At 60.9% G+C, this 23148-nt stretch carries 25 protein-coding genes; 15 read left to right on the forward strand and 10 right to left on the reverse strand.

Annotation, left to right across the window (positions count from 1 at the left end):
* The first annotated feature begins 123 nt into the window (after nucleotides 1-123).
* The 3 genes from Q8L50_RS18675 to Q8L50_RS18685 are packed head-to-tail and all read left to right on the forward strand — an operon-like array spanning nucleotide 124 to nucleotide 2618.
* Nucleotides 124-1557, forward strand: a complete 1434-nt coding sequence (locus Q8L50_RS18675; protein ID WP_305350138.1) for an SIR2 family protein — start codon at nucleotides 124-126, stop codon at nucleotides 1555-1557.
* A gap of 29 nt (nucleotides 1558-1586) precedes the next feature.
* Nucleotides 1587-2084 (forward strand): TIR domain-containing protein, encoded by a 498-nt coding sequence (locus tag Q8L50_RS18680; RefSeq protein ID WP_305350139.1) that lies wholly within the window; start codon nucleotides 1587-1589, stop codon nucleotides 2082-2084.
* 27 nt (nucleotides 2085-2111) lie between these two features.
* A complete protein-coding gene (locus Q8L50_RS18685) occupies nucleotides 2112-2618 on the forward strand; it encodes a toll/interleukin-1 receptor domain-containing protein (protein ID WP_305350140.1) in 507 nt (168 codons plus the stop codon).
* Between the two features lie 104 nt (nucleotides 2619-2722).
* Here Q8L50_RS18685 and Q8L50_RS18690 read toward each other — a convergent pair whose 3' ends face one another.
* On the reverse strand, nucleotides 2723-3760 hold the full coding sequence (locus Q8L50_RS18690) for a VWA domain-containing protein (protein WP_305350141.1): 1038 nt from the start codon (nucleotides 3758-3760) through the stop codon (nucleotides 2723-2725).
* Nucleotides 3761-3866: 106 nt separating this feature from the next.
* Between Q8L50_RS18690 and Q8L50_RS18695 the strand changes: the two genes are divergently transcribed.
* The 10 genes from Q8L50_RS18695 (at nucleotide 3867) to Q8L50_RS18740 (ending at nucleotide 10615) form a co-directional block, all read left to right on the forward strand.
* Nucleotides 3867-4508 (forward strand): glutathione S-transferase family protein, encoded by a 642-nt coding sequence (locus tag Q8L50_RS18695; RefSeq protein WP_305350142.1) that lies wholly within the window; start codon nucleotides 3867-3869, stop codon nucleotides 4506-4508.
* 209 nt (nucleotides 4509-4717) lie between these two features.
* Entirely contained in the window at nucleotides 4718-6076 is a 1359-nt protein-coding gene (locus Q8L50_RS18700) for an acyclic terpene utilization AtuA family protein (RefSeq protein WP_305350143.1), read from the forward strand.
* Nucleotides 6073-6429 (forward strand): hypothetical protein, encoded by a 357-nt coding sequence (locus Q8L50_RS18705; protein WP_305350144.1) that lies wholly within the window; start codon nucleotides 6073-6075, stop codon nucleotides 6427-6429. Before Q8L50_RS18700 ends, Q8L50_RS18705 begins: the two co-directional genes overlap by 4 nt.
* A 144-nt stretch (nucleotides 6430-6573) precedes the next feature.
* Nucleotides 6574-6945, forward strand: a complete 372-nt coding sequence (locus Q8L50_RS18710) for a translation initiation factor Sui1 (protein ID WP_305350145.1) — start codon at nucleotides 6574-6576, stop codon at nucleotides 6943-6945.
* 102 nt (nucleotides 6946-7047) lie between these two features.
* The gene (locus tag Q8L50_RS18715; protein ID WP_305350146.1) at nucleotides 7048-7677 is read left to right on the forward strand and encodes an FHA domain-containing protein; all 630 of its coding nucleotides are present in this window, start codon (nucleotides 7048-7050) and stop codon (nucleotides 7675-7677) included.
* A gap of 186 nt (nucleotides 7678-7863) precedes the next feature.
* Nucleotides 7864-8658 carry a DUF2726 domain-containing protein gene (locus Q8L50_RS18720; RefSeq protein WP_305350147.1) on the forward strand — a complete coding sequence of 265 codons (795 nt, stop codon included), beginning with the start codon at nucleotides 7864-7866 and terminating at the stop codon, nucleotides 8656-8658.
* Between the two features lie 115 nt (nucleotides 8659-8773).
* The gene (locus tag Q8L50_RS18725; RefSeq protein WP_305350148.1) at nucleotides 8774-9292 is read left to right on the forward strand and encodes a hypothetical protein; all 519 of its coding nucleotides are present in this window, start codon (nucleotides 8774-8776) and stop codon (nucleotides 9290-9292) included.
* 84 nt (nucleotides 9293-9376) lie between these two features.
* A complete protein-coding gene (locus tag Q8L50_RS18730; protein WP_305350163.1) occupies nucleotides 9377-9973 on the forward strand; it encodes a phosphatidylcholine/phosphatidylserine synthase in 597 nt (198 codons plus the stop codon).
* Between the two features lie 90 nt (nucleotides 9974-10063).
* Nucleotides 10064-10246 (forward strand): hypothetical protein, encoded by a 183-nt coding sequence (locus Q8L50_RS18735; RefSeq protein WP_305350149.1) that lies wholly within the window; start codon nucleotides 10064-10066, stop codon nucleotides 10244-10246.
* 168 nt (nucleotides 10247-10414) lie between these two features.
* Nucleotides 10415-10615 (forward strand): hypothetical protein, encoded by a 201-nt coding sequence (locus Q8L50_RS18740; protein WP_305350150.1) that lies wholly within the window; start codon nucleotides 10415-10417, stop codon nucleotides 10613-10615.
* 17 nt (nucleotides 10616-10632) lie between these two features.
* Here the strand turns inward: Q8L50_RS18740 and glp are convergent, their stop codons facing one another.
* The 6 genes from glp to Q8L50_RS18770 all read right to left on the reverse strand — a co-directional run bounded on the left by glp (nucleotide 10633) and on the right by Q8L50_RS18770 (nucleotide 17113).
* A complete protein-coding gene (glp, locus tag Q8L50_RS18745; RefSeq protein WP_305350151.1) occupies nucleotides 10633-11967 on the reverse strand; it encodes a gephyrin-like molybdotransferase Glp in 1335 nt (444 codons plus the stop codon).
* Complete coding sequence (gene mobA / locus Q8L50_RS18750; RefSeq protein ID WP_305350152.1) at nucleotides 11964-12596, reverse strand: molybdenum cofactor guanylyltransferase MobA; 633 nt, start codon at nucleotides 12594-12596, stop codon at nucleotides 11964-11966. Before mobA ends, glp begins: the two co-directional genes overlap by 4 nt.
* A 12-nt stretch (nucleotides 12597-12608) precedes the next feature.
* Nucleotides 12609-13739 carry a GTP 3',8-cyclase MoaA gene (moaA, locus tag Q8L50_RS18755; RefSeq protein WP_305350153.1) on the reverse strand — a complete coding sequence of 377 codons (1131 nt, stop codon included), beginning with the start codon at nucleotides 13737-13739 and terminating at the stop codon, nucleotides 12609-12611.
* Nucleotides 13740-13817: 78 nt separating this feature from the next.
* Nucleotides 13818-14591, reverse strand: a complete 774-nt coding sequence (locus tag Q8L50_RS18760) for an SDR family oxidoreductase (protein ID WP_305350154.1) — start codon at nucleotides 14589-14591, stop codon at nucleotides 13818-13820.
* A 92-nt stretch (nucleotides 14592-14683) separates the two neighbouring features.
* Complete coding sequence (locus tag Q8L50_RS18765; RefSeq protein WP_305350155.1) at nucleotides 14684-16117, reverse strand: aldehyde dehydrogenase family protein; 1434 nt, start codon at nucleotides 16115-16117, stop codon at nucleotides 14684-14686.
* A gap of 171 nt (nucleotides 16118-16288) precedes the next feature.
* Nucleotides 16289-17113, reverse strand: a complete 825-nt coding sequence (locus Q8L50_RS18770; protein ID WP_305350156.1) for a metal-dependent hydrolase — start codon at nucleotides 17111-17113, stop codon at nucleotides 16289-16291.
* A 118-nt stretch (nucleotides 17114-17231) separates the two neighbouring features.
* Here Q8L50_RS18770 and Q8L50_RS18775 point away from each other — a divergent pair, with 118 nt between their 5' ends.
* Both Q8L50_RS18775 and Q8L50_RS18780 read left to right on the forward strand, forming a co-directional pair.
* Complete coding sequence (locus tag Q8L50_RS18775; RefSeq protein ID WP_305350157.1) at nucleotides 17232-17879, forward strand: TetR/AcrR family transcriptional regulator; 648 nt, start codon at nucleotides 17232-17234, stop codon at nucleotides 17877-17879.
* A gap of 70 nt (nucleotides 17880-17949) precedes the next feature.
* On the forward strand, nucleotides 17950-18927 hold the full coding sequence (locus Q8L50_RS18780) for a tripartite tricarboxylate transporter substrate binding protein (protein WP_305350158.1): 978 nt from the start codon (nucleotides 17950-17952) through the stop codon (nucleotides 18925-18927).
* Nucleotides 18928-18942: 15 nt separating this feature from the next.
* Here the strand turns inward: Q8L50_RS18780 and Q8L50_RS18785 are convergent, their stop codons facing one another.
* The 3 genes from Q8L50_RS18785 to Q8L50_RS18795 form a co-directional block, all read right to left on the reverse strand.
* On the reverse strand, nucleotides 18943-19680 hold the full coding sequence (locus Q8L50_RS18785) for a ribonuclease activity regulator RraA (protein WP_305350159.1): 738 nt from the start codon (nucleotides 19678-19680) through the stop codon (nucleotides 18943-18945).
* Between the two features lie 14 nt (nucleotides 19681-19694).
* Nucleotides 19695-21434: an L-arabinonate dehydratase gene (gene araD / locus Q8L50_RS18790; RefSeq protein WP_305350160.1), complete on the reverse strand. Its 1740-nt coding sequence runs from the start codon at nucleotides 21432-21434 to the stop codon at nucleotides 19695-19697.
* Between the two features lie 100 nt (nucleotides 21435-21534).
* The coding region (locus tag Q8L50_RS18795) for a sodium-translocating pyrophosphatase (protein WP_305350161.1) at nucleotides 21535-23148 on the reverse strand (1614 nt) is incomplete at its 5' end.

Here is a 23148-nt window from a genome sequence, read left to right on the forward strand (position 1 = left end):
CCGTTCTTACGGTGATCTTCTGTCTCTCATCTATTTAGAGGGAGACGTATTTCTCTGCCCGCCATATATTGCACCAATGCCAAGAAAGTCATGAGAAAAGTTGGCCCAAAGTTTGGAGAAAGAATGAAATTTGACCACGATATCGAAGCATTCATAAAAGACTTCGTTAAAGATTTGCTGGAGAACAACGCAGCCGTATTTGCGGGTGCTGGGTTGTCAAAAAGTTCAGGATATGTCGAGTGGACAGAATTGCTCCGCGATATCGCGGAAGAGTTGGGGTTAGAAGTCGACAAAGAGCACGATCTGATTTCTTTAGCTCAATACCACGTCAACCATCGTGGAAGTAATGCTGGAATAGCGAAAAAAGTTCTGGAAGAATTTTCGCATCAAGCTGAACCCTCTAGTAGCCACGAGATATTAGCTCGGCTACCCATATCTACGTTCTGGACTACAAACTATGACTCACTCTTGGAGGAGTCTCTCAAGCGTGCGTACAAGATCACTGACGTCAAGCACAGCGTCTCGCAGTTAGCCAATACGAGACCCAAAAGAGATGTAGTCGTCTACAAGATGCACGGTGATGTGACAGATCCCGGGCAAGCAGTTTTGTCCAAGCACCAATACGAGCAGTACTTTCACACTCACGCTGCATTCATAACCGCGCTAAGTGGGGATCTGATTTCAAAAACGTTCTTGTTTATTGGATTCAGTTTTACCGACCCCAATTTGGACTATGTGTTGAGTAGGCTTCACGTAACCAGTCCAGTCCGTCAACACTATTGTTTTATGAAGAAAGAGTCGGGCAGTAAAAGTGATCCAGTGGAGATGCTGGCATACAAGATTCGAAAACAGAAATTGAGAGTTGATGATCTTAAGAGATATCGCATCAAAGCACTGCTAGTTGAGGACTATGCAGACATACCGAATATCCTGAAAGAGATTGAAGGTCGCTATCGCAAGAAAACGGTTTTTGTATCGGGCAGTGCGGAGGAGTTTGGAGAATGGGAGCGGGGGGAGGCGCAAGACTTCGTCCACGATTTGAGTAGGCAGCTGGTTTCCTCAAGTATGCGTGTTGTGAACGGGTTTGGATGGGGCATTGGTAGTGCGGTTATAAACGGCGCTCTGGAGGCCGTGTATAGCTCCCCGGAAAAATTCTCGGAAGATCAGCTAGTGATTCGGCCATTCCCTCAGTTCGCGACGAAAAATCAGGATTTGCCATCCTTATGGCACGAATACCGCCATCGCATGATGTCGCTCGCAGGAATCGCAATTTTCTTGTTCGGCAACAAAAAGGGCTCTGATGGACAGATCATCAATGCTGATGGGGTGAAACGCGAGTTTGACATCGCGATAGAGAAAGGTTTAATTCCAATTCCTGTTGGCGCTACAGGCTATATGGCTAGAGAGATATTCACGCTAATTGAGAAGGATCCCGCCGCCTACTACGGCGATACGCATTGGATTTTCCCATTGGTCAGGGAGATAGCGGCCCCGGGCTTGCCGAGCCAGCAAATAGTAGAAAAACTGGTTTCTATTGTTCGACAAATCAGTAAATAGTCGGCTCCAAAACTTCAAAGGAAATTTGTATGACTAGGAATTGCTTTTATAGCTTTCATTACGTTCCCGATTGTGTTCGTGCTTCACAAGTTAGGCAGATCGGCTCAATCGAGGGGAATAAGCCTGCTCGCGACAATGACTGGGAAACTGTTGTTGGTGGAGGAGATGCAGCGATACACAAATGGATTGACGAACAAATGAAGGGTTGTTCTTGCACTATTGTCCTCGTCGGTGCCGAGACCGCTAATCGTAAATGGATCAACGAAGAGATAGCGAAGTCTTGGAACAAAGGTATGGGCGTCGTAGGAATTCGCATCCACGGACTCAAAAATTTTGACCAGCAAACTTCCACTAAGGGCGATAACCCATTTGACTACGTTCACTACGGTACGAATTCTGAGAAACTCTCCTCCATCGTGAAGTGCTACGACCCGGCCGGGGTTGATAGTAAAGCTCGGTATGCCTGGATTGAAACGCATCTAGCCAATGCAGTCGAGGAAGCAATCAAAATTAGAAATTCAAACTGAGGAACTTACAAACAAAGAGAGAGAAATATGCCAATAAATGTTGACACCCTTAGGTCCGCGGCCCAAAAGGGAAGGCCTGTTACGGCAAGAAATATAAACGAGGCTGTGAGCCGCGGCATAAAGACCGCGTTCCTCTGCCATAGTCACAAAGATGCCGAACTCGCGAAGGGCTTGGAACGGTTGCTCAATGATGCGGGCTGGACTCTTTATATTGACTGGGATGACGCGTCAATGCCGGAAGTCACCAACCGGGAAACAGCTCAGAAGATTCAGCAGAACATATTGAATGCAGAATACTTTCTTTTTTTAGCCACAGCCAACTCAATGGCTTCTAAATGGTGTCCGTGGGAGATTGGGTACGCCGATGGAAAGAAGCCGATCGATAGGATTCTGATGGTTCCGACGATCAATGGGCTAACCACACATGGAAACGAGTATCTGCAACTCTACAAAAAGGTTGATTACGCATCTACAGGAGAACTTGCGACCTGGAGGCTTGGCGATAAGACCGGGACTCTTCTCAAAAATCTGTAATCTGAGAATGTCTTCCTGAACGAAGTTGATTTCGTCCGCATCAAATGCGGTCTTGAGCTCGAGGTATAGGGGTTCAAGAAGCTGCCTGGATAAAGGCGAGCCGCTCAAACAACCCGCCGAAACCAGAGCAGCGACAGGCCCCCCGCCGCCAACGCAAGCCCCGCCGCCAATAAAGCCAGCAAGGCCGTGACCTCGGTCTCTCGCGTCTGCACCTGCACCCGCGAGCCCAGGTTTTCGTAAACGCTGCGCAGCGCTTCTGCCGTGCCCGCCTGGTGGTACTCGCCGCCGGTCATGCGGGCCACCTCGCGCAGGGTGGGTTCGTCCAGTTGCAGGTAGATGGCCATGCCTTCGGGCATGGCGCTTGAGTCGCCCACGCTGCCCAGGCCGATGACGTGGATGCGCACGCCGCGGTCGGCGGCCATTTTGGCTGCTTCCAGGGTGTCAACGCCCGTGGTGCGGCGCCCATCGGTGAGCAGGATGATGGCGGCAGCGTTGTACGAGCCCGGCGCCACCGGTGTGAGCGGCTGGGGTGGTGGCTTGTCTTTGTCGTCCAGGCTCTTGCCGCGTGGCTTGCTGCCGTAGGTCAACTCTTCCAGGTTGATGCCGTGGTCAGGGAACAGCTCGGCCAGGCTGGTCACGATGGCGCTGCCGACGGCGGTGCCCCGCTGCATCTGAAAGCCGTCGATCGCCGCGACCAATGCGGGGCGGTCCAGCGTTGCGGCATGCGCCACCTGGGTGCTGCCTGCAAAGGTGACGAGTGCGACTTCAATCTTTCTGGGCAGGTCTTGCAAAAAGAGCTTGGCGGCCTCTTGTGCGGCCACCATGCGGGTGGGCTGGACGTCGCTGACGCGCATGCTGAGCGACACATCCATCGCCAGGACGATGGTGGTACGCGCCCAGGGCAGCGGCACCCGCGCCATGGGGCGCGCCGTGGCCAGCAGCAAGCCGGCTACGGCCAGCAACAGCAGGGCGGGCGGCACGTGTTGCCGCCACTGGCGCCCGGCGGTTGCGGCGCGAACGGCGCCCAAGCTGCTGTAACGTACGGCCAGCTTGCCCCGGCGCCGCAGCAGCCAGAGGTAGGCCAGCGGCAGCAGGGGCAATGCCAGCATCAGCCAGAGGTAGTGGGGCGACTGGAAGAACATCGACGCTTATCTTGCCCCGGAAGCGGCCGGCAGGCAACCGACGCAGGCCAAAGCCCAGCGGCACCATGGGGCAACCCGGCAAGCCTGCACTGGGTAAACTGGGGCCATGCTGACCATCCACCATCTGGGCGTCTCCCAATCTGAACGTGTTGTCTGGCTTTGTGAAGAGCTGGGCATCAATTACGAGCTGAAACATTACACCCGTGACCCGGTCACGCGGCTGGCGCCGCCCGAGCTGCGGGCGCTGCACCCGGCCGGCACCGCTCCGGTGATGACCGATGGCGATGTGCAGATTGCCGAATCTGGCGCCATCGTGCAATACATCATTGCCAGGCATGGCGGCGGCCGGCTGGCGCTGGCGCCTGATAACCCTGATTTTGGCAACTACCTGTACTGGTTTCACTTTCCCAATGGCAACCTGCAGCCGCACATGGGGCGCAACATGGTGCTGGGCCGCATTGAGGCGGCCAAGGGGCACCCGGCAACGCTGTCTGCGCAAGAAAGGGTCACGCGGGCCCTGGCGATGGTTGAGGCGCGGCTGGGCGAGGTGCCGTACTTTGCAGGTAGTACATTCACCGCGGCGGACATCATGAACATGTTCACGCTGACCACCATGCGTTACTTCCAGCCCTGGGACTTCAGCCCGTACCCGAGGCTGCTGGCTTATCTGGCGCGCATCGCGCAACGCCCGGCCTATATCGCCGCCATGGCCAAGGGCGACCCCGGCATGAAGCTGTTGCTGACCTAGCGCCTGGTTGCCTCACTATCATGCCGGGCCTGACCCGGCATCGATGTTGGTTGACCTACCACCTTTTGACCGCCAGCATGGATTGCGGGGGAGGTCTGCAGCGCCAGAAAGGCGTCGATTGACCGGCCCGAAAGATTCATTGGCAATCCAGCATGGTTATTCCAATAAATCCAATTTACATACATAAGCAATCGCGCGATATTCGCCTGATGGACAAAAACATTCAGACCATCGCCATCGGCTGTGCAGCCGGTTTCTCGGGGGACCGGACGGATGCCGGTGCGCCGGTGGTTCGCACTTTGATAGAGCGCGGCGGCCCCTGCGCGCTGATCTTCGAGAACCTGGCCGAACGCACGCTGGCCACCCAGCAGTTGGCCAAGCGGGCCAACCCGCAGTTGGGTTATGAACCGCTGCTTGAGCTGGAGCTTCGCCCGGTGCTGGCCGACTGCCTGAAGCACGGCATCACCATCGTTGGCAACTTCGGCGCGGCCAACCCGGAGGGGGCGGCGCGCGTCATCGAAAAGCTGGCCGCTGAGCTGGGCCTGGCCAAGCCGCGCATTGCGGTGGTCAAGGGCGACGACTTGTCGGGTGAAAGCGCATGGCCGATGCTGCGCGACCACCTGGGCGGCGACTTTGACGCGGCGCGTTTTGTCTGCGCCAACGCCTACCAGGGCGCGCAGGAAATCGCCGACGCCATTCGAGGCGGTGCACAAATTGTGGTGACCGGCCGGGTGGCTGACCCTTCCCTGACCGTGGGGCCGGCGATGGCCCATTTTGGATGGCGCGCCGATGATTGGGACGCCCTGGCCGGCGCCACCATGGCTGGCCATCTGCTCGAATGCGGGGCGCAGGTCTCAGGCGGCTACTTTGCCGACCCCGGCATGAAGGACGTGCCGGGCCTGGAAGACGTGGGTTTTCCAATCGCAGAGATCGCCTTCGACGGCAGTTGCATCGTCGGCAAGGCATCGCGCACCGGCGGTTTGGTGGACGAGCGCACCGTCAAGGAGCAGCTGCTGTACGAGCTGCACGACCCTGCCGCCTACATCACACCCGACGTGGTGGCCGACATCACCGAGGCCACCGTGGTGCAAGTGGGGCCGGATCGTGTGCGCCTGTCAGGCGTGCGCGGGCACCCGCGCACCGGCACCCTCAAGGCCAACGTGTTTTTTGACGGCGGCTGGTTTGGCGAGGGCGAGATTTCTTATGCCGGCCGCAACGCCGAGGCCCGCGCCCGGCTGGCCATGGACATCATGCGCAAGCGCATGGGGCATTTGCTGACCATGCGGTTTGACTTGATTGGTGTCTCCAGCATCCTGGCCGACGATTCGGGCCGCATGCTGGGCGCAACGGCGGCCGGCGAGAGTCTGGATGTGCGCTTGCGCGTGGCGGGCCAGCATGAAGACCTGGCCGTCATTGACCGGCTGCTGCGCGAGCTGACCTGCCTGTGGACGGGCGGGCCTGCCGGCGGCGGCGGCGTGCGTGTGGCCAAACGCCAGCGCCTGTCCACCCGCTCCTGCCTGATCCCGCGCGAGCAGGTTCCAGCCCACTTCACACTGAGCACACCATGAGCGACATAACCCTTTATGAGCTGGCCCACGCCCGCACTGGCGACAAGGGCAACCGCGCCAACATCAGCCTGGTGGCTTACCGGCCGCAAGACTATGACTTGCTGGTCGAACAAGCGACTGAAGAGCGCGTGGCCCAACACTTCGCCCACCGCAAGCCAAGCCGGGTGCGGCGTTTTCTGTTGCCCAAGCTGGGTGCGATGAACTTTGTACTGGACGACGTGCTCGATGGCGGCGTCAACGATTCGCTCAACCTCGACATGCACGGCAAAGCCCTGTCGTATCACCTGCTGGCCCTTCACGTGCGCGTTGCTTCGTCTGGGCCAGCTTCCGTTCAAGAAAAGGAAGCACCGTGAAATCCCGTGCGTTCCTGACATCGCTTGCGTAGGGGCAGTCCTGCATGGGCTGGATGAATTTCGGCCACGTCTGCCGCTATATGATCCGGCGTGGTTTGCGACGGCCGATCATGCACATTGGAATCAACAGGAAAAGGCTTGCGGATGAAAAGCGCAAAGATGTCGGGCGGGCTTGTCTATTCAACCGACGCGGGCCGCATGTGCCCGGCCTGCCGCCGGCCAATCGCCCAATGTGTCTGCCGGCAGGCCAAGCCCACGGGTGCCACCGACGGGATTGTGCGGGTACTCTGCGAGACCAAAGGCCGGGGCGGTAAAAGCGTGACGGTGATTCGCGGGCTGGCGCTGGACGCCGCTGCGCTGACGCTGCTGGGCAAACAACTCAAGGCGGCCTGCGGCAGCGGCGGTACCGTCAAGGACGGCGTGATTGAGGTGCAGGGCGAACACCTGGCGACCGTCATGGCGCTGTTGCAAAAACAGGGCTGGACGGTGAAGCAGGCGGGCGGCAAGGCCGCATAAGCCTGCGCAGGCCGGGCTTGTGTCTGCGCCGCCGGAGGATTACCATGATTTCTTCGCTGCCGGGCAGGCCCGCCCTGCGGCAGGACACAGCCGGGAGGCACCATGCCACAACTCATTGCATCGGTCGAAGGCGTCGAGATCAAGCATGTCTATCTGGTCAAGGACCGCACCACCCTGGGCCGGCGGGCGCAGAACGACATTGTCTTCAACAACCCGGTGGTCAGCGGTGACCACTGCGTGTTTGAACTGGTGGGCCTGGCCGATGTGTACGTTGAAGACCTGGGCAGCACCAACGGCACCTACATCAACGGCAAGATGATCAAGGCGCGCCAGCGGCTGCGCGACAACGACGTGATTGCCATCGGCAACTTCAGGGTGCAGTACCTGTCGGCGTCCGAAGACTCGGGTTACCACGCAACAGCGGCGATGAAGCTGGATGCGCACGCCGCCAGCAGCAGCGCGGCACAACACGCCAGCTTCAAGGTGCTGTCGGGCTCGTCGTCGGGGCTGGAGGTGCCGGTTGTGAAGGCAGTCACCACATTTGGCAAACCCGAGGAGAGCCTGGTAGCGGTGTCGCACCGGCGCCATGGTTATTTTGTGGCGCACATGACGGGCAGCACGGTACCCACACTCAACGGCAAACCGGTCAGTGCCGATGGGACGCCGCTGGAGCACAACGATGTGCTGGAGCTGGGCGGCACCGCCATGCAGTTTTTGCTGAAGGCCGACTGAGCGGCGGCCCTACGCGGGCGCCTTGCCGCGGCCTCGGTTACTTTGTGTTGCGCTTGCGCTGGCTGATGGGTAGCTGTCAGGCAACACATGTTTTGACCCGCAGGGCCTTGTGACTTATGCTGGGCTGTGGCTGGCGCCTTGCCGCCAATCTGCCGCCCCGCCAACCCGCTACCAAGAGGAGATAACGTGAGCCCATCGATATGGTTGATGACCCTGGTGGGTGTTCTGCTGGGCGCGGCGCTCGGGGCCGGTCTGCATTGGGGCTGGGTACGCCGCGGGGCTTCAAACAAACTGCGCTTGCCGGCGCGCTGGCTGCTCAATGCCCGCGCTCTGGTGAACAGCGAAGAAAAAGAGGTCTGGAAGTGGCTGCGCGCCGCATTTTCAGACCATGCGGTGATGGTCAAGGTGCCGGTGATGCGTTTCACCATTCCCAGTACCCGCCATCTGCCTGAAAACAAGGACCAGCACTGGCACCAGCTGCTGGAAGGGGTGTATTGCACGTTTTCGGTCTGCACCCTGGACGGCAAGGTGGTGGGCTGTGTGGACGTGCCAGGCAAACGCGGGCTGACGCGCGGCCAGCGCGAAATGAAGGAAGAGCTGTTGCTGGAGTGCGGCATTGGCTACACCACCGTGCGGAGCAATAGCCTGCCGTCTGCCGGGGCGATGCGCACCGCATTTTTGGGTGAGGCGCTGATCCCGGCGGTTGAATCACAGGCCACGCGCGGCGGCGACAGCAGCTTTCATGCAGCGCTGGATGAGTTCTCCAGCGAGAAGGTGCGCGCCGCCAAGGACCAGGCGATGAAAGAACTCAAGGACAAGCGGGCCGCAGAAACCGAACCCCAGGACGCTGCGCGTGGCGCAGGTTTCAACCCGGACGGCACGGGTTCTTTCATGACCCGCGACTCAAAAGACCGGTTCGCCGCCCAGTGGGAAGACTCCTTCACCATGCAGCAAGAGAGCAGGCCGGCCAAACTCTCCTGAAAGACCTGTCCTACAGGCATTCAGGGTGCAAGCGGCGGCCAGGGGGCGCGAAGTCCCTCAGCCCACCGTGCGATGACTTTCTAGACTGGGGTTTTAAAAGTCAAGGAGTCATTCCATGGTCTCGTTCCCTACAAGCTCAACGCGTTCTTCCACCCGCCGCACTTTCGCCTCGCTCAAGTCAAGGATTTCTCTGGCTGGCGTGGGTCTGCTGTGTGCCGCCGGTGCGGCTTTGGCGCAAACCCCCATCACGGCGGTGGGCACCACAGGCATCGATGCATCAGGCAACACCCAGCAGGAGCGTGCAGCCTGCATGAGCGGGCGCACCCAGCAGGACCAGGCCACCTGCCTGCGCGAAGCCACCAATGCCGCCGCAGCAAAACGCAGTGGCAAGCTGGACAACAATGGTGCGCAGTTTGAGGCCAATGCGCGCATGCGCTGCGAGGCGCTGGCCGGGCAAGACCGCGCTGCCTGCGAAGCCCGTGTGATGGGTTATGGCAACACCAGCGGCAGTGTGGCCGGCGGTGGCGTAGTTCGTGAAGTCGAGACGGTGGTGGTGCCCGCAGGCGCCACATCGGTGCGGATTGAACCAAAAACCGACGCTCCTGTGATCCTGATGCCGGTTCCGCAAAAATAAGACCTGAGCCAGGGCGGGTGCCGCTTTGCCGCGCACTCGCCTGACATCAAAACCACTGTGGCCGACAAACCCAAACATTTCTCGATGCTGCGGGGCTTTCACCTCGCAGATTTTCTGACCCTGTGTAATGCCGGCTGCGGTGTGGCGGGTGTTTTTTTTGCGATGCTGTTTGCAATAGAAGGCCGGATTGGCCTTTTTTACGCGGCCGCTGCCATGGCGCCAGCCGCATTTATTTTTGATGTGCTGGACGGTCGTGTGGCGCGTTGGCGCAACCAGCACTCGGCGCTGGGCCGTGAGCTTGACTCACTGGCTGACATCATCTCTTTTGGCATGGCGCCTGCTGCCCTGGCTTTTGCGGCCGGCATGCGTGGTGGCTGGGACTGGGTGGCGCTGATCTATTTTGTCTGCTGCGGCGTGAGCCGCCTGGCGCGCTACAACGTGACTGCGGAAACCCTGTCCGCCGGTGCCGACAAAGTTGCCTATTTTGAGGGCACACCGATACCGACCAGCGTGCTGCTGACCGGCTTGCTGGCGGTCGCCGCCTGGCAGGGGCGGCTGGGCGAGCAGCTGTACGGAGGCGTCTGGCAGGTGGGGCCGTGGGCCCTGCATCCGCTGGCCTTGCTGTTTGTGTTGTCGGGCACCTTGATGCTCAGCAAAACACTGCGTATTCCAAAGTTGTAGGCTTGCCTCCATGCGCTGTCGGCAAAAGCTGACACCATCCCACACCATTGCCTGATCGTCAGTTGTCGCAGCGTGGCGCAAGATAGCTTCATGTCTGCAGCCACACACCGCCCTGAATCCCACGTCTCCGGTCAGCCACTATCAGGGGCCGAACGCTGGCTGCCGGTGGTCAAGGGCCTGCTGGTGTACTGCTCGTCGGTATCGCTCAGCGTGGCAGCGGCTGCGGCGCTTGTCAGCGGGGTACCGGCAGAATTTTTGCTGGGCTCGTTTTAAGCCATGGCTTCCCATCGCCAAACCCGTCCGGAAGACGGCCCTGCAACACCGCCTGGGGAAAAACCGGAGCCTGCGCCGGCCGCCTTGCCGGTTGAGCCAGACTTGGGACCCATGCCCGCACCTGCACATCCTGACGAGCCCGGGGTCGTCCAACCCGAGATATAAAAAATGACAGTACTGTCTACCAAAGCCCTGTTGGCACTGGCTGATTACGACGAAGCACGCGCCGACTACATGCGCTTTCTGAGTATGGACACGCCCGATGACAAAGCGGTCGATGACGCCATGGTGGCCATGGACGAAGCCCACATCCGCTTCAAGCAGGAGATGGGCGACCTGGATGCACCCACCCATTTACGGCCGGTCTGAGCCGCTGCTGCAGCGCCCTATAGGGCGCCGTCAAACATCATCACATCGACTTCTTCGCCTACTGCAACGTTGCCTTGGCCATGGTGCAGCACGATCAAGCCATTGGCCTGGGCCATGGAGCTCAGCACACCCGAGCCCTGGTTGCCAGTGGTTTTGACGTGCAAGCTGCCGTCTGGCCCCGTGCTGACGGTGGCGCGCTGGTACTCGGTGCGGCCTGGTTTTTTGCGCAATGGCTCCTGGCTGCGGGCCTTCAGCAGGGGCGGTGCCGCAGCGCTGCAGCCCATCATCTGCAGCAGGGCGGGGCGCACAAAAGCCAAAAAGGTCACCATCACCGCCACCGGGTTGCCGGGCAGGCCGAAGAGGATGGCGTGATCCTTGTTGCTATCAAGTTGAGAGCTGATTGCGCCCGTCTGTAAAGGGCTGGAGGCCGATTTGGCTTGAAGAATCCGGCCCACCGCCATGGGGCGGCCAGGGCGCATGGCAATTTTCCAGAAGGCCACGTCACCGAGTTTTTTCATCATGGCCTTGGTGTGGTCGGCCTCACCAACACTGACACCGCCCGAGGTGATGATGGCGTCGGCCTGCGCGGCAGCACGCAGGAAGGCGGCTTCCAGCTGCGCCGGGTCGTCGCGCACCACACCCATGTCGATGACCTCACAGCCCAGGCGCCTGAGCATGCCGAACACGGTGTAGCGGTTGCTGTCGTACACCGCGCCTTCGCGTGGCGGCTCGCCCAGCGACAAAATTTCATCGCCGGTAGAAAAATAGGCCACCCGCAGCGGTCGCAGGGTGGGCAGGGTTTCAAGGCCCAAAGAGGCCGCCAGCCCAAGTCGGGCGGGTGTGAGAAGCTCACCTTTTAATAGCGCCGGCTGTCCCCGCATCAAGTCTTCGCCGCGCAGCCGGCGGTTGTCGCCCGGGCTCAAGAGTTTGGGGGGCAGGGTGATGACATCCCCCTGAACCGTGACAAACTCCTGCGGCACCACAGTGTCCAGCCCGGAGGGCATGATGGCGCCGGTCATGATCTTCACGCATTGCCCGGCTTGCACCTGGCCTTGCCAGGCCTTGCCGGCCAGGGCAGTGCCGACCACTTGCAAAGTCAACGCGGCGCCGCTGGCAAGCTGCGCGCCGTCAAAGGCGTATCCGTCCATGGCCGAGTTGTCGTGGGGTGGGACATCAATCGGTGACACCACATCAGCGGCGAGAACCCGGCCCAGCGCGTCAAACAGCGGCAGCGCCACGGTGTCCTGCACCGGCGTCACCAGTTGCGACAGGAATCGCAACACGTCGGTTGTGCTCAAGGCCTGCGGGTCGTAGCCCTGCAGTTCAGCGGCAATCTGGGCAATCGACTTCACGGACGCAGGGCTTCGAGCTGATGCAGTTCCGCCAGTGTGTTGGCGTTGAAGAAGGCGCGGGCATCGTCGCCCGGCTGGTTGAAAGGCACCAGCACGGTTTTGTGCTGCGCCGTCCACGCATCAATCTTGCGCCCGCCGCTGGTGGTGAACAGCATCAGGCTTTCGAGCAGGCGGGTACGCAGCAGGCAAAACACCGGCTGCGGGCGCAGCTGACCGTCTTCTTCGGGGGCAGCCACCACGGCGATGTCAGCGTCTTCACGCGCCATCGCCTGGGCCAGGCGCTCTACCAGATCCGGGCTGAACAAGGGCGTGTCGCAGGGAACGGTGAGCAGGTAAGGTGTTTCGCAGCGCTCGAGCCCGGTCAAAAAACCGGCCAGCGGCCCCGAGTATTCGCCCAGCCCGGCAGCATCGGGCCAGACCGGCACACCAAAGGACTCGTAGGCGGCCAGGTTGCGGTTGGCGTTGATCATCACCTCGCCCACCTGCGGCGAGAGGCGCAGCAGCGTATGCAGCGCCAGCGGCACGCCGTTGAAATTTTGCAGGCCCTTGTCGGCACCGCCCATGCGTGAGCCGCGTCCGCCAGCGAGGATGACGCCGGTGATTTCCGCGCCGTCTATGGTGTCAATCATGTGTGTGAACGGCTAGCCGCCTATGTAACTCATCTCGACGCGGCGCGCGCCATCGCTTCCGGGGACCGAGGCATCTGGTGGCAGCGCCGCGCGCAACTCTGAATAACGGTCGCTGCGGCCCTGCCAGATGTGGGCCACAGCGCCTGAGATTTGCGCGTCCGAATATTGGGTGCCGCGCAGCAGCGCGCGCAGGTCATGGCCCTGGTTGGCGAACAGACACAAAAACAGCTTGCCTTCGGTCGAAAGCCGGGCCCGGTTGCAGTCGCCGCAAAACGCCTTGGTGACGCTGCTGATCACGCCGATTTCACCGCCGCCATCGGTGTAGCGCCAGCGTTCAGCGGTTTCACCGGTGTAATTGGGGTCGATCGCTTCCAGCGGAAATTCACTCTGCAGTCGCTGAATCACCTGGGCCGAAGGCAATACCTCGTCCATGCGCCAGCCGTTGGTCGCGCCCACGTCCATGTATTCAATAAAGCGCAGCACCACGCCCGAGTTGCGAAAGTGCCTGGCCATGGGCAGGATTTCTGCGTCGTTGGTACCGCGCTTGACCACCATGTTGACCTTGATGGGTGCCAGACCCACTTTGGTGGCCACTTCAATGCCTTTGAGCACATCGGCCACCGGAAAGTCCACGTCGTTCATGCGCCGGAAGACTGCGTCGTCCAGCCCGTCCAGGCTGACGGTCACACGCTGCAAGCCGGCGTCTTTCAGTGACTGGGCCTTTTTGGCGAGCAGCGAGGCGTTGGTCGTCAGGGTGATGTCCAGCGGTTTGCCCTGCGCCGTTTGCAACTTCGCGAGCATTTCAATCAGCACCTCCAGGTGCTTGCGCAGCAGGGGTTCACCGCCGGTGAGCCGGATTTTTTCGACCCCGTGGGCGACAAAAATTTTGGTCAGGCGCGTGATCTCTTCAAAACTGAGCAGCGAGGTCTGCGGCAAAAATGCATAGTCCTTGTTGAAGACCTCGCTGGGCATGCAATAGCTGCAGCGAAAGTTACAGCGGTCGGTCACGCTGATGCGCAGGTCGTGCAGAGGCCGCGCCAGTGTGTCGGCCAGCAGACCGGTAGGCGTCTGGAGCTGCAGCGGAATATGCGGCACGCGCGCGGCGTAACGGATATCGGCGAGGGGAATGATTTTTTCAGTCATGGAAGGCTTATAGGGAGAATTTACTCCATTGCATGGCCCTGCCCGCCGGCGGGACATGGGACAGTCATGCAGGCTGGACTAAACACAGCGTGCGCCGTCCACCTCAATACACACGCCGCTGATGAAGGCAGCCTCGTCGCTGGCAAGGTAGAGCGCCGCATTGGCGACGTCGAGCGCGGTCGAGAAACGCCCCAGCGGAATGCTGGCCAGAAATTTGGCGCGGCGCGCTTCGCCCTCGGGGCCGGTCACGCTGCCGCCCGCAAATTGTGTGGACAAGGCGGTGTCGGGGTTGAACACCGGGTTGATGCAGTTGACGCGGATGTTGTCCGGACCGAGTTCTGCGGCCAGCGATTTGGAGGTGGTGATCACGGCGCCCTTGGAGCCGTTGTACCAGGACAGGCCAGGGCGGGGGCGTACACCGGCGGTGGAGGCGATGTTGATAAAGCTGCCGCCGCCCTGGCTGCGGAACACCGGCGTGGCGTGAATGGTCGACAGGTAAATGCTTTTGACATTGATCGCGTAGCAGCGGTCAAACTCTTCTTCGGTGGTTTCCAGTGCGGGCTGGTTCAGGTGTGTCCAGCCGGCGTTGTTGACCATCACATCGAGCTTGCCGTAACGCTGGACGGCCGCAGCCACCAGCGCCTTCATCTCGGCAGTTTTGGTGACGTCGGCCTTGAAAAATGTTGCAGTACCACCGGCGGCGGCGATCTCGGCCACCACTTTTTCGCCGAGCGCGGGGTTGATGTCGTTGACGATCACCTGCGCGCCTTCGGCGGCCAGCCGCTTCGCAATGCCTTCGCCGATGCCGCCGCCCGAGCCGGTGACGATGATGGATTTGTTCTTGAGTCGCACGGTGTCTCCTTGAGTGCTATAAAAAGAGTAGCTGCTTGCGCCCACCAGTCATGGGGTACAGCCTGTTTTTGCTTGAACTTTGTAGGGCGGCTTCAACCGTGTTTGATGGCCACGGTCTTCAGTGTGGTGAAACCGTAGAGCGCTTCAAAACCTTTTTCACGACCGTAACCCGACGACTTCACGCCGCCGAAGGGTAATTCCACGCCGCCACCTGCGCCGTAGTTGTTGATGAAGACCTGGCCACTTTTGACACGTTTGGCCATGCGGAACTGGCGGCCTCCGTCCTGCGTCCAGATACCGGCGACAAGGCCAAACTGGGTGGCGTTGGCGAGTTCGACCGCGTGGTCCTCGTCGCGGAAACTCATGGCGCAAAGCACCGGGCCGAACACCTCTTCCTGCGCCAGCCGGTGCATCACAGGGACATCACGCAGCAGGGTAGGCGCCTGGTAAAAACCGGTCTCGGGCGCTTCATCGACGATCTGGCCCTGCGCCACCATGGGAATGCCGGCGACCTGTGCATCGCTTAAAAAATCCCATACGCGTTGCTGCTGGGTCTGGCGGATCAGCGGGCCCACGTCCAGGTCCATGGTGGCCGGGCCGACGCGCAGTTTTTCAAAGACCTGGCCCAGGCGCTCCAGCAGCGGTTCGTAAATTTTCTGGTCCACCAACAGGCGGGAGCCGGCCGAACAGGTTTGCCCGGCGTTCTGCACGATGGCGTTGATGATGGCGGGAATGGCGGTGTCCAGATCGGCATCGGCAAAAACGATCTGCGGGCTTTTGCCGCCCAACTCCAGCGTGACCGGGCAGTGGCGTTCGGCCGCTACCTGCTGGATCAGTGTTCCCACTGTCGGGCTGCCGGTGAAACTGATGTGGTCGATGCCGGGGTGGCGGGCCAGCGCGTCACCGACCTCATGGCCGTAGCCGGTGACGATGTTGATGGCGCCGGCCGGGAAACCCACCTCAGCTGCCAGCTCTGCCACGCGCAGCAAGGACAGGCAGGCGTCTTCTGCCGGCTTGACCACGCAGACATTGCCCGCGGCCAGCGCGCCACCGACGCTGCGGCCGAAAATCTGCATCGGGTAGTTCCACGGAATGATGTGACCGGTCACGCCATGCGGCTCGCGCCAGGTCATCACGCTGTAGCCGTCGAGGTAGGGCAGGGTCTCGCCATGGAGCTTGTCGCAGGCGCCGGCATAGAACTCGAAGTAGCGCACCAGCGCGGCGGCGTCGGCTTTGGCCTGTTTGGTGGGTTTGCCGCAATCTCGTTGTTCGATGGCTGCCAGCTCGTCGGCATGGTCGGCAATCTTGCGCGACAGGGCCATCAGCAGGCGACCGCGTTCAGCGGCGTTGAGTTTGCTCCAGAGCGTGTCCAGGCAATCGTGCGCGGCGCGCACGGCGGTGTCGATGTCCTGCGCATTGCTGCGCTGGATCTCGTCAAAAGGCTGGCCGTCGGAAGGGTCCACCACTGGAATGGTCTTACCTGACGAAGAACGAACCGGCGCGTTGGCAATGTAGTTGAGCTGCATACATATGATTTTCCGCCAAAACGCCGGGACAGGAAAAATCACAGGCTCGCAGGTCTTTGGCCGCCATGCAGGTTTCACTGCAGATGACAAAATACGGGTGCAGCTCTTTATGGGTATGCGCTGGCAGCTATCAAAGTGGTAGCGAGTAGGCGGCGTCCGGGCGCCGCAGAGTCACGCTGCAGCGCCGACCGTGGTGTAAGCGCGGGTATTGTTGGCCAGCCAGCTTGCCGACAGATCGCTGGTCTGCTGGTCAGGGTGAAAGTCGGCGCGCAGGTACTCGCGCCAGGGCTTGAAGGTCTGGCGTATCAGGCCGCGCTGGCCAAACAGGTAGCTGGCGGCGCTGGTCCAGGTGCGCCACTTCCACAAGCTGCCGTCGTGGTACAGGTTATTGACGGTTTGACGCAAGGTGTCGGTCAAAAAGACGAAGGTGATGCGGCGGAACCACTTGATGCGCCACTCGTGGCTGCCGCCCAGGGCGGCGTACACATCGAAGGCGGTGTTCTTGTGTTCGGACTCTTCGGCGCTGTGCCACAGCCACATGGTTTTCAGGCGTGGCTCGCAGCCGCTCAATACGTCATGGTTGGCCAGCAACCATTCGGCAAAAATCGCGGTGAAATGTTCGTTGGCGGCAGTGATGGCCAGCGCATGCAGCGGGTTGGTACCGGCCAGCATCTTCATGTTGCGCTCGGCGCGTGGCGCCCAGTCATTGACCAGACCCTGCTTTTCAAGGTGGCTGTTGAACAGGCTGTGGATGCGGCGATGCGTCGCTTCCTGGCCTATGAAGCCCTGGACTTCTGCCCGGTAAGCCTCCTGTTTTTCGACCGGCAGAGCCTTGAGTCCGTTGCGCACGGCGTCGATGAAGAACTGCTCCCCCACCGGAAAACTCATGGACAACGCATTGAAAAATGCAGTCTGGAACGCATCGCCGCCGCACCAGTGGCGCGGCAGGGGTGTTTCAAGATCAATCAACAGGCGACGTACAACAAGTTCAGTCATGGTGCTTTCGATCAAACAGCTTGGTACCAACGGGTACCAATGAAGCCAATGTAGGCCGACTTTGTGGTACTGTCAAGTACCAAAATGGATCCAGGCGCCACTCAGCGCTGTCAAATCGATGTATTCGCAAGCTGTTTCGCTATCGGCCCCTGAGCTGCCCAATGCCTTCAGACCACGCTTGCTGGAAGGCATGGCGCACAGTGTGGCCGCCAAGGGATATGCCGACACCACGGTGGCTGACATCGTTCGGGAAGCTGGCGTCTCCAAGCGCACGTTTTACGAATGTTTTGCCTCCAAAGCCGAATGCCTGATTGCCCTGTATGAAGCTGCCAGCCACAACGCGCTGAAGACGCTTGGTCAAGCGATTGACCCGGCGCACGAATGGCAGACGCAGATTGAGCGTGCGCTGGCGGCTTATCTGGGCTGCATGATGCAGAACCCGGTGCTGATGCGAACCCTGTTTATCGAAATCCTCGGCCTCGGCGCGCAGGGCCTGGCGGCACGCCGGCGGGTGAACCTGGAAATCGCGGGTTTCATGCTGGATGTCATCAATGGCGGGCCGGGCATCGCCAGACGCGAACCGCCGCTTTCGGCGGGCATGGCCATGGCCATCGTTGGTGGCATCAACGAGCTGATTCTTGAATACATCGAGCAGGACAAGGTGGCCGCGCTGCACGAGCTGGTGCAGCCCGCCAGTGAGCTGGTACGGGCCGTCACACACGCCCATGCCGATACGGAGAGAAGGGGGCGCGTAAAACTGGATTGACGGTAAGGGGTATTTCCCGGCTAATACCGGTTCACTTGCCTTCACTACCCACAACTTCAGGAGACACGAGATGATTCGACGCAAGCTGGTTTGCCTTGCCGCCATGACCGCGCTCGGTGCAGGGGTGCCGATGGCCGCCAACGCCCAGGCGGACTACCCCACCAAGCCGGTCAAGATCATCGTGCCGTTTCCTCCCGGCGGAACCAGCGACGTGATGGCCCGCATGCTTTCCGATGAGTTGACCAAAAGCCTCAAACAGCCCTTTGTTGTCGAAAACATTGGCGGCGCAGGCGGCACCATAGGTACCGATCGCGCGGTCAAGCTGCCTGCTGACGGCTACACCCTGATCCAGACCGGCGTGGGCCAGAACGCGGTGGCGCACGGCCTGGACCCCAACATCAAATACAACTCGATGACGGACTTTGTCCACATCTCGCAGATCCACTCGGGTCCCAACGTGCTGGTGGTCCATCCCTCGACGCCGTTCAAAAGCGTCCAGGACGTGGTGGCTTACGCCAAGGCCAATCCCGGCAAGCTGGATTACGGTTACACCCACGCGGCATCGGGTCACATGGCGATGGAGTTGTTCAAGCAGACCACAGGCACCTTCATGACCGGCATTCCCTACCGGGGGGGCGGTCCGCTGATGATTGACGGGCTGGGCGGCACGATTCCGATGATGTTCATCAATCAGGACACCGCCTTGCCACATGTGCGGGCAGGCAAACTGCGGGCATTGGCTGTTACCAGCACGCAGCGCAACCCGCTTTACCCCGACGTACCGACGATTGCTGAATCCGGCTACAAGGGTTTTGAAGCCCTGTCGTGGTCGGGTATGTCGGTGGCCAAGGGCACACCGCAGGCGATTGTGGACAAGCTGGAAGCTGCCATTGCGCAGGCCATGCAGTCTGACGTTATCAAGCAGCGCATGGGTTCGGTCGGCTTCGTCATCCCGCCTCAGGGCGTCAAGCCTTACACCGCCTTTGTGAAGTCAGAAATTGACACCTGGACACGGGTGATCAAAACGGCGGGCATCAAGCCGCAATAAATTGGCCTGACGGGATCAACGCCCCCTGGCCAGGCGCCAGGCGGCGAAGTCGTCTTTTGACTGCTGTTCGGTCGGTGGATACAGGCCGATGATGGCCCGACCCTTGAGCACCTCTTCGGTGACGAAGTCCTCGAAGGCCGTCATTTCCACCGCCTCTACCGCAATCTCATCGGCCAGATGCGCCGGTATCACCACCACCCCCTCGCGGTCGCCCACCACCACATCGCCAGGAAACACCGCCACATCGCCGCAGCCAATCGGCACGTTGATGTCCAGCGCCTGATGCAGAGTCAGGTTGGTGGGTGCCGACGGCCGGTGGTGATACACCGGGAACGGCATGGCCGCAATTTCAGGCGAATCGCGAAAACCGCCATCGGTCACGACACCGGCACAGGCGCGCACCATCAGGCGCGTGATCAGGATGGAGCCGGCCGATGCGGCGCGTGCGTCCTTGCGGCTATCTATGACCAGCACCGCACCGGGCGGGCATTGCTCCACAGCCACACGCTGCGGATGAGTGGGGTCCTGAAACACCGTGATCGGGTTCAGGTCTTCGCGCGCCGGAATGTAGCGCAAGGTGAAGGCTTCTCCGACCATGTTCGGCAGGGAATCGTTGAGCGGGCGTACGTCCTGGATGAACTGGTTGCGCAGCCCGCGTTTGAACAGGGCGGTGCACAGGGTGGCGGTGCTGACGGTTTTGAGTTTTTCGCGGGTGGCGGCTGTCAGGCCAGTTGGGTCGGAAGGGGCGGGCATGCTGCTTTCTCGCGTCAGTAAATGTCGGGTTCGCCCACTGGCGCGCCAAACGAGGTTTCCAGAAAATCAAAGTCACAGCCCTGGTCGGCCTGCATGATGTGGCGCGAAAACATCCAGCCGTAGCCGCGTTCAAAACGCTTGGGCAGGGGGGACCAACCGGCGCGGCGTTTGGCCAGCACTTCGTCACTCACTTCAAGATGGATGCGCCGCCCCGGTACGTCCACCGTGATCATGTCACCGGTTTTCACCAACGCCAGGTTGCCGCCGATGTAGGCTTCGGGCGCAACGTGCAAGATACAGGCGCCATAACTGGTGCCGCTCATGCGTGCGTCCGAGATGCGCAGCATGTCCTTGACACCTTGCTTGACCAGCTTGAGCGGAATCGGCAACATGCCCCACTCGGGCATGCCGGGGCCGCCTTGGGGGCCGCAGTTGCGCAGCACCAGAATGTGGTCGGCCGTCACGTCAAGATCCTCGTCGTCGATGGCCGCCTTCATGCTGGGGTAGTCATCAAACACGAGAGCCGGGCCGGTGTGCTGAAGGTACTGCGGCGCGCAGGCACTCGGTTTGATCACGCAGCCATCGGGGGCCAGGTTGCCGCGCAACACGGCCAGTGCGCCTTCGGCGTAAATCGGGTTGTCCAGCGGGCGAATCACGTCCGCGTTGTAAACCTCGGCGCCCTGCAGGTTCTCACCCAGGGTTTTGCCGCTGACCGTGAGCGCATCCAATTGGAGATGGTCCTTGAGCACACCCATCATGGCCCGCATGCCGCCGGCGTAATAAAAGTCTTCCATCAGGTAGGTGCTGCCGCTGGGCCGGATATTCGCAATCACCGGCACCGTGCGGCTGGCCTTGTCAAAATCTTCCAGCCCGATGGCGCAGTTCGCGCCCGCGCGGCGCGACATGGCCACCAGGTGAATGATGGCGTTGGTCGAGCAACCCATGGCCATCGCCACGGTGATTGCATTTTCGAAGGAGGCGCGGGACAACATGCTGGCCGGTGTCAGGTCTTCCCAGACCATGTCCACCACGCGTCGGCCGCATTCGGCGGCCATGCGAATGTGGTTGGAGTCCACAGCGGGAATGGAAGACGCGCCGGGCAGGGTGAAGCCGCAGGCCTCGGCAATACCTGTCATGGTGCTGGCGGTGCCCATGGTCATGCAGTGGCCGTGGCTGCGCGCAATGCTGCCTTCAACTTCAATCCACTGTTTGGTGGTGATTTTCCCGGCACGCCTGTCGTCCCAGTATTTCCAGGTGTCCGAGCCCGAACCCAGCACCTGTCCCTTCCAGTTGCCGCTGAGCATGGGCCCGGCTGGCATGTAGATGAATGGCAGGCCGGCGCTCAAGGCGCCCAGAATCAGCCCAGGTGTGGTCTTGTCGCAGCCGCCCATCAGTACCGCGCCATCGATCGGGTGGCTGCGCAGCAGCTCTTCGGTTTCCATCGCCAGCATGTTGCGGTAAAGCATGGTGGTCGGTTTGACCAGCGACTCCGACAGGGACAGCGCTGGCAGCTCCAGCGGAAAGCCACCCGCCTGCAACACACCGCGCTTGACGTCTTCGACACGTTGCTTGAAGTGACCGTGGCAGGTGCCGATGTCGCTCCAGGTGTTGATGATCGCAACCACCGGTTTGCCCACCCAGTCCTCCGGGCCGTAACCCAGTTGCATGGCGCGGGAGCGGTGCCCGAAAGAGCGCAAATCATCAGGGGCGAACCAACGCGCACTGCGCAGCGATTCAGGTGTTTTGTGGGCCATGTCGTCCTCGGGGCTTTGGGTGTTGTAGCTGGAAGTCTAAAGCCCAACATCCAGGGCAAAAAAAAGCCCGGCGAACCGGGCTTGAAAAAAAGATTTCGACTTATTTGGTGCCAGACGCTGCAGGCACAGGCGTTGGCGTGCCCGAAGCGTCGGCCGCTTGTGTCGGCTTGGGCGCCGGCATGGCGGGCGCCACTGGCGTGGCCACCGGAGCGGCAGGCGCACTCATGGCAGCAGGTGCCGCCACTGGCGTGCTGGGGGCTGCGTTGGCTGTACCGCCATGGAACTTCATCATCAGCGGCACGATCAGCAGCGCCACGATGTTGATGATCTTGATCAGCGGGTTGATGGCCGGGCCGGCGGTGTCTTTGTAAGGGTCGCCCACGGTGTCGCCGGTCACGGCGGCCTTGTGGGTCTCAGAACCCTTGCCGCCATGGTTGCCGTCTTCGATGTATTTCTTGGCGTTGTCCCAGGCACCGCCGCCGGTGCACATGGAGATCGCCACAAACAGGCCGGTCACGATGGTGCCCATCAGCAGGCCGCCCAAGGCAGCGGGGCCAAGCAGCAGGCCCACAACGACCGGCACCACCACAGGCAACAGCGACGGGATCATCATTTCCTTGATCGCGGCCTTGGTCAGCATGTCGACGCAGGTGTCGTATTCCGGCTTGCCGGTGCCCTCCATGATGCCCTTGATGTCGCGGAACTGACGCCGTACTTCAACCACCACCGCACCGGCAGCGCGGCCCACGGCTTCCATGGCCATGGCACCGAAGAGGTAGGGGATCAGGCCGCCAATGAACAGGCCAATGATGACCATCGGGTCGCTCAAATCAAAACTGATGGCCTTGCCGTAGGCTTCGAGCTTGTGGGTGTAGTCGGCAAACAGCACCAGCGCGGCCAGACCGGCCGAGCCAATTGCGTAGCCCTTGGTCACCGCCTTGGTGGTGTTGCCCACCGCATCCAGCGGGTCGGTGATCGCCCGCACGCTCTCGGGCATGTCGGCCATCTCGGCAATGCCGCCGGCGTTGTCGGTGATGGGGCCGTAAGCGTCGAGGGCGACGACGATACCCGCCATGCTCAGCATGGACGTTGCCGCAATCGCAATACCGTACAGGCCGGCGAGTTTGAAGGACACGCCGATGGCGATACAGACAAAAATGACCGGCCAGGCGGTGGAACGCATGGACACGCCGAGGCCGGCAATGATGTTGGTGCCGTGGCCGGTGGTCGATGCTTGCGCAATGTGTTTGACAGGCGCGTACTGCGTGCCGGTGTAGTACTCGGTGATCCAGACCAGCGCGCCGGTCAGGACCAGGCCTACGGCGCAAGCGCCAACCAGCGCCATTTGTGTGCCCGAGGCCTTGATCGCGTTGTCGGGCATCAGCCAGACCGTGACAAAGTAAAACGCGATCAGCGACAGGCCACCGGCGACTGCCAGGCCTTTGTACAGCGCCGGCATCACGTTGGTCATGCCAGGCGAGGCCTTGACGAAGAAGCAGCCAATGATGGACGCGATGATGGACACCGCACCGAGGGCCAGCGGGTAGATGACAGCGCTGGTACCGGCGCTGGTCACCAGCAGGGCGCCCAGCACCATGGTGGCAATCAGTGTGACGGCATAGGTTTCAAACAGGTCGGCAGCCATGCCGGCACAGTCACCGACGTTGTCACCCACGTTGTCGGCAATCACGGCCGGGTTGCGCGGGTCGTCTTC

The organism is Polaromonas sp. (assembly GCF_030680935.1).
Taxonomy (GTDB): Bacteria; Pseudomonadota; Gammaproteobacteria; order Burkholderiales; family Burkholderiaceae_C; genus Polaromonas.

What these genes read in the sequence shown, in the direction of transcription:
- Q8L50_RS18765 (WP_305350155.1), bottom strand. Translation starts at nt 16,117, where the DNA reads ATGCAGCTCAACTACATTGCCAACGCGCCGGTTCGTTCTTCGTCAGGT.
- Q8L50_RS18715 (WP_305350146.1), top strand. Translation starts at nt 7,048, where the DNA reads ATGCCACAACTCATTGCATCGGTCGAAGGCGTCGAGATCAAGCATGTC.
- Q8L50_RS18710 (WP_305350145.1), top strand. Translation starts at nt 6,574, where the DNA reads ATGAAAAGCGCAAAGATGTCGGGCGGGCTTGTCTATTCAACCGACGCG.
- Q8L50_RS18730 (WP_305350163.1), top strand. Translation starts at nt 9,377, where the DNA reads ATGCTGCGGGGCTTTCACCTCGCAGATTTTCTGACCCTGTGTAATGCC.
- Q8L50_RS18725 (WP_305350148.1), top strand. Translation starts at nt 8,774, where the DNA reads ATGGTCTCGTTCCCTACAAGCTCAACGCGTTCTTCCACCCGCCGCACT.
- Q8L50_RS18735 (WP_305350149.1), top strand. Translation starts at nt 10,064, where the DNA reads ATGTCTGCAGCCACACACCGCCCTGAATCCCACGTCTCCGGTCAGCCA.
- araD (WP_305350160.1), bottom strand. Translation starts at nt 21,434, where the DNA reads ATGGCCCACAAAACACCTGAATCGCTGCGCAGTGCGCGTTGGTTCGCC.
- mobA (WP_305350152.1), bottom strand. Translation starts at nt 12,596, where the DNA reads ATGATTGACACCATAGACGGCGCGGAAATCACCGGCGTCATCCTCGCT.
- Q8L50_RS18740 (WP_305350150.1), top strand. Translation starts at nt 10,415, where the DNA reads ATGACAGTACTGTCTACCAAAGCCCTGTTGGCACTGGCTGATTACGAC.
- Q8L50_RS18705 (WP_305350144.1), top strand. Translation starts at nt 6,073, where the DNA reads ATGAGCGACATAACCCTTTATGAGCTGGCCCACGCCCGCACTGGCGAC.
- Q8L50_RS18770 (WP_305350156.1), bottom strand. Translation starts at nt 17,113, where the DNA reads ATGACTGAACTTGTTGTACGTCGCCTGTTGATTGATCTTGAAACACCC.
- moaA (WP_305350153.1), bottom strand. Translation starts at nt 13,739, where the DNA reads ATGACTGAAAAAATCATTCCCCTCGCCGATATCCGTTACGCCGCGCGC.
- Q8L50_RS18785 (WP_305350159.1), bottom strand. Translation starts at nt 19,680, where the DNA reads ATGCCCGCCCCTTCCGACCCAACTGGCCTGACAGCCGCCACCCGCGAA.
- Q8L50_RS18775 (WP_305350157.1), top strand. Translation starts at nt 17,232, where the DNA reads ATGTATTCGCAAGCTGTTTCGCTATCGGCCCCTGAGCTGCCCAATGCC.
- Q8L50_RS18675 (WP_305350138.1), top strand. Translation starts at nt 124, where the DNA reads ATGAAATTTGACCACGATATCGAAGCATTCATAAAAGACTTCGTTAAA.
- Q8L50_RS18680 (WP_305350139.1), top strand. Translation starts at nt 1,587, where the DNA reads ATGACTAGGAATTGCTTTTATAGCTTTCATTACGTTCCCGATTGTGTT.
- Q8L50_RS18695 (WP_305350142.1), top strand. Translation starts at nt 3,867, where the DNA reads ATGCTGACCATCCACCATCTGGGCGTCTCCCAATCTGAACGTGTTGTC.
- Q8L50_RS18700 (WP_305350143.1), top strand. Translation starts at nt 4,718, where the DNA reads ATGGACAAAAACATTCAGACCATCGCCATCGGCTGTGCAGCCGGTTTC.
- Q8L50_RS18690 (WP_305350141.1), bottom strand. Translation starts at nt 3,760, where the DNA reads ATGTTCTTCCAGTCGCCCCACTACCTCTGGCTGATGCTGGCATTGCCC.
- Q8L50_RS18685 (WP_305350140.1), top strand. Translation starts at nt 2,112, where the DNA reads ATGCCAATAAATGTTGACACCCTTAGGTCCGCGGCCCAAAAGGGAAGG.
- Q8L50_RS18780 (WP_305350158.1), top strand. Translation starts at nt 17,950, where the DNA reads ATGATTCGACGCAAGCTGGTTTGCCTTGCCGCCATGACCGCGCTCGGT.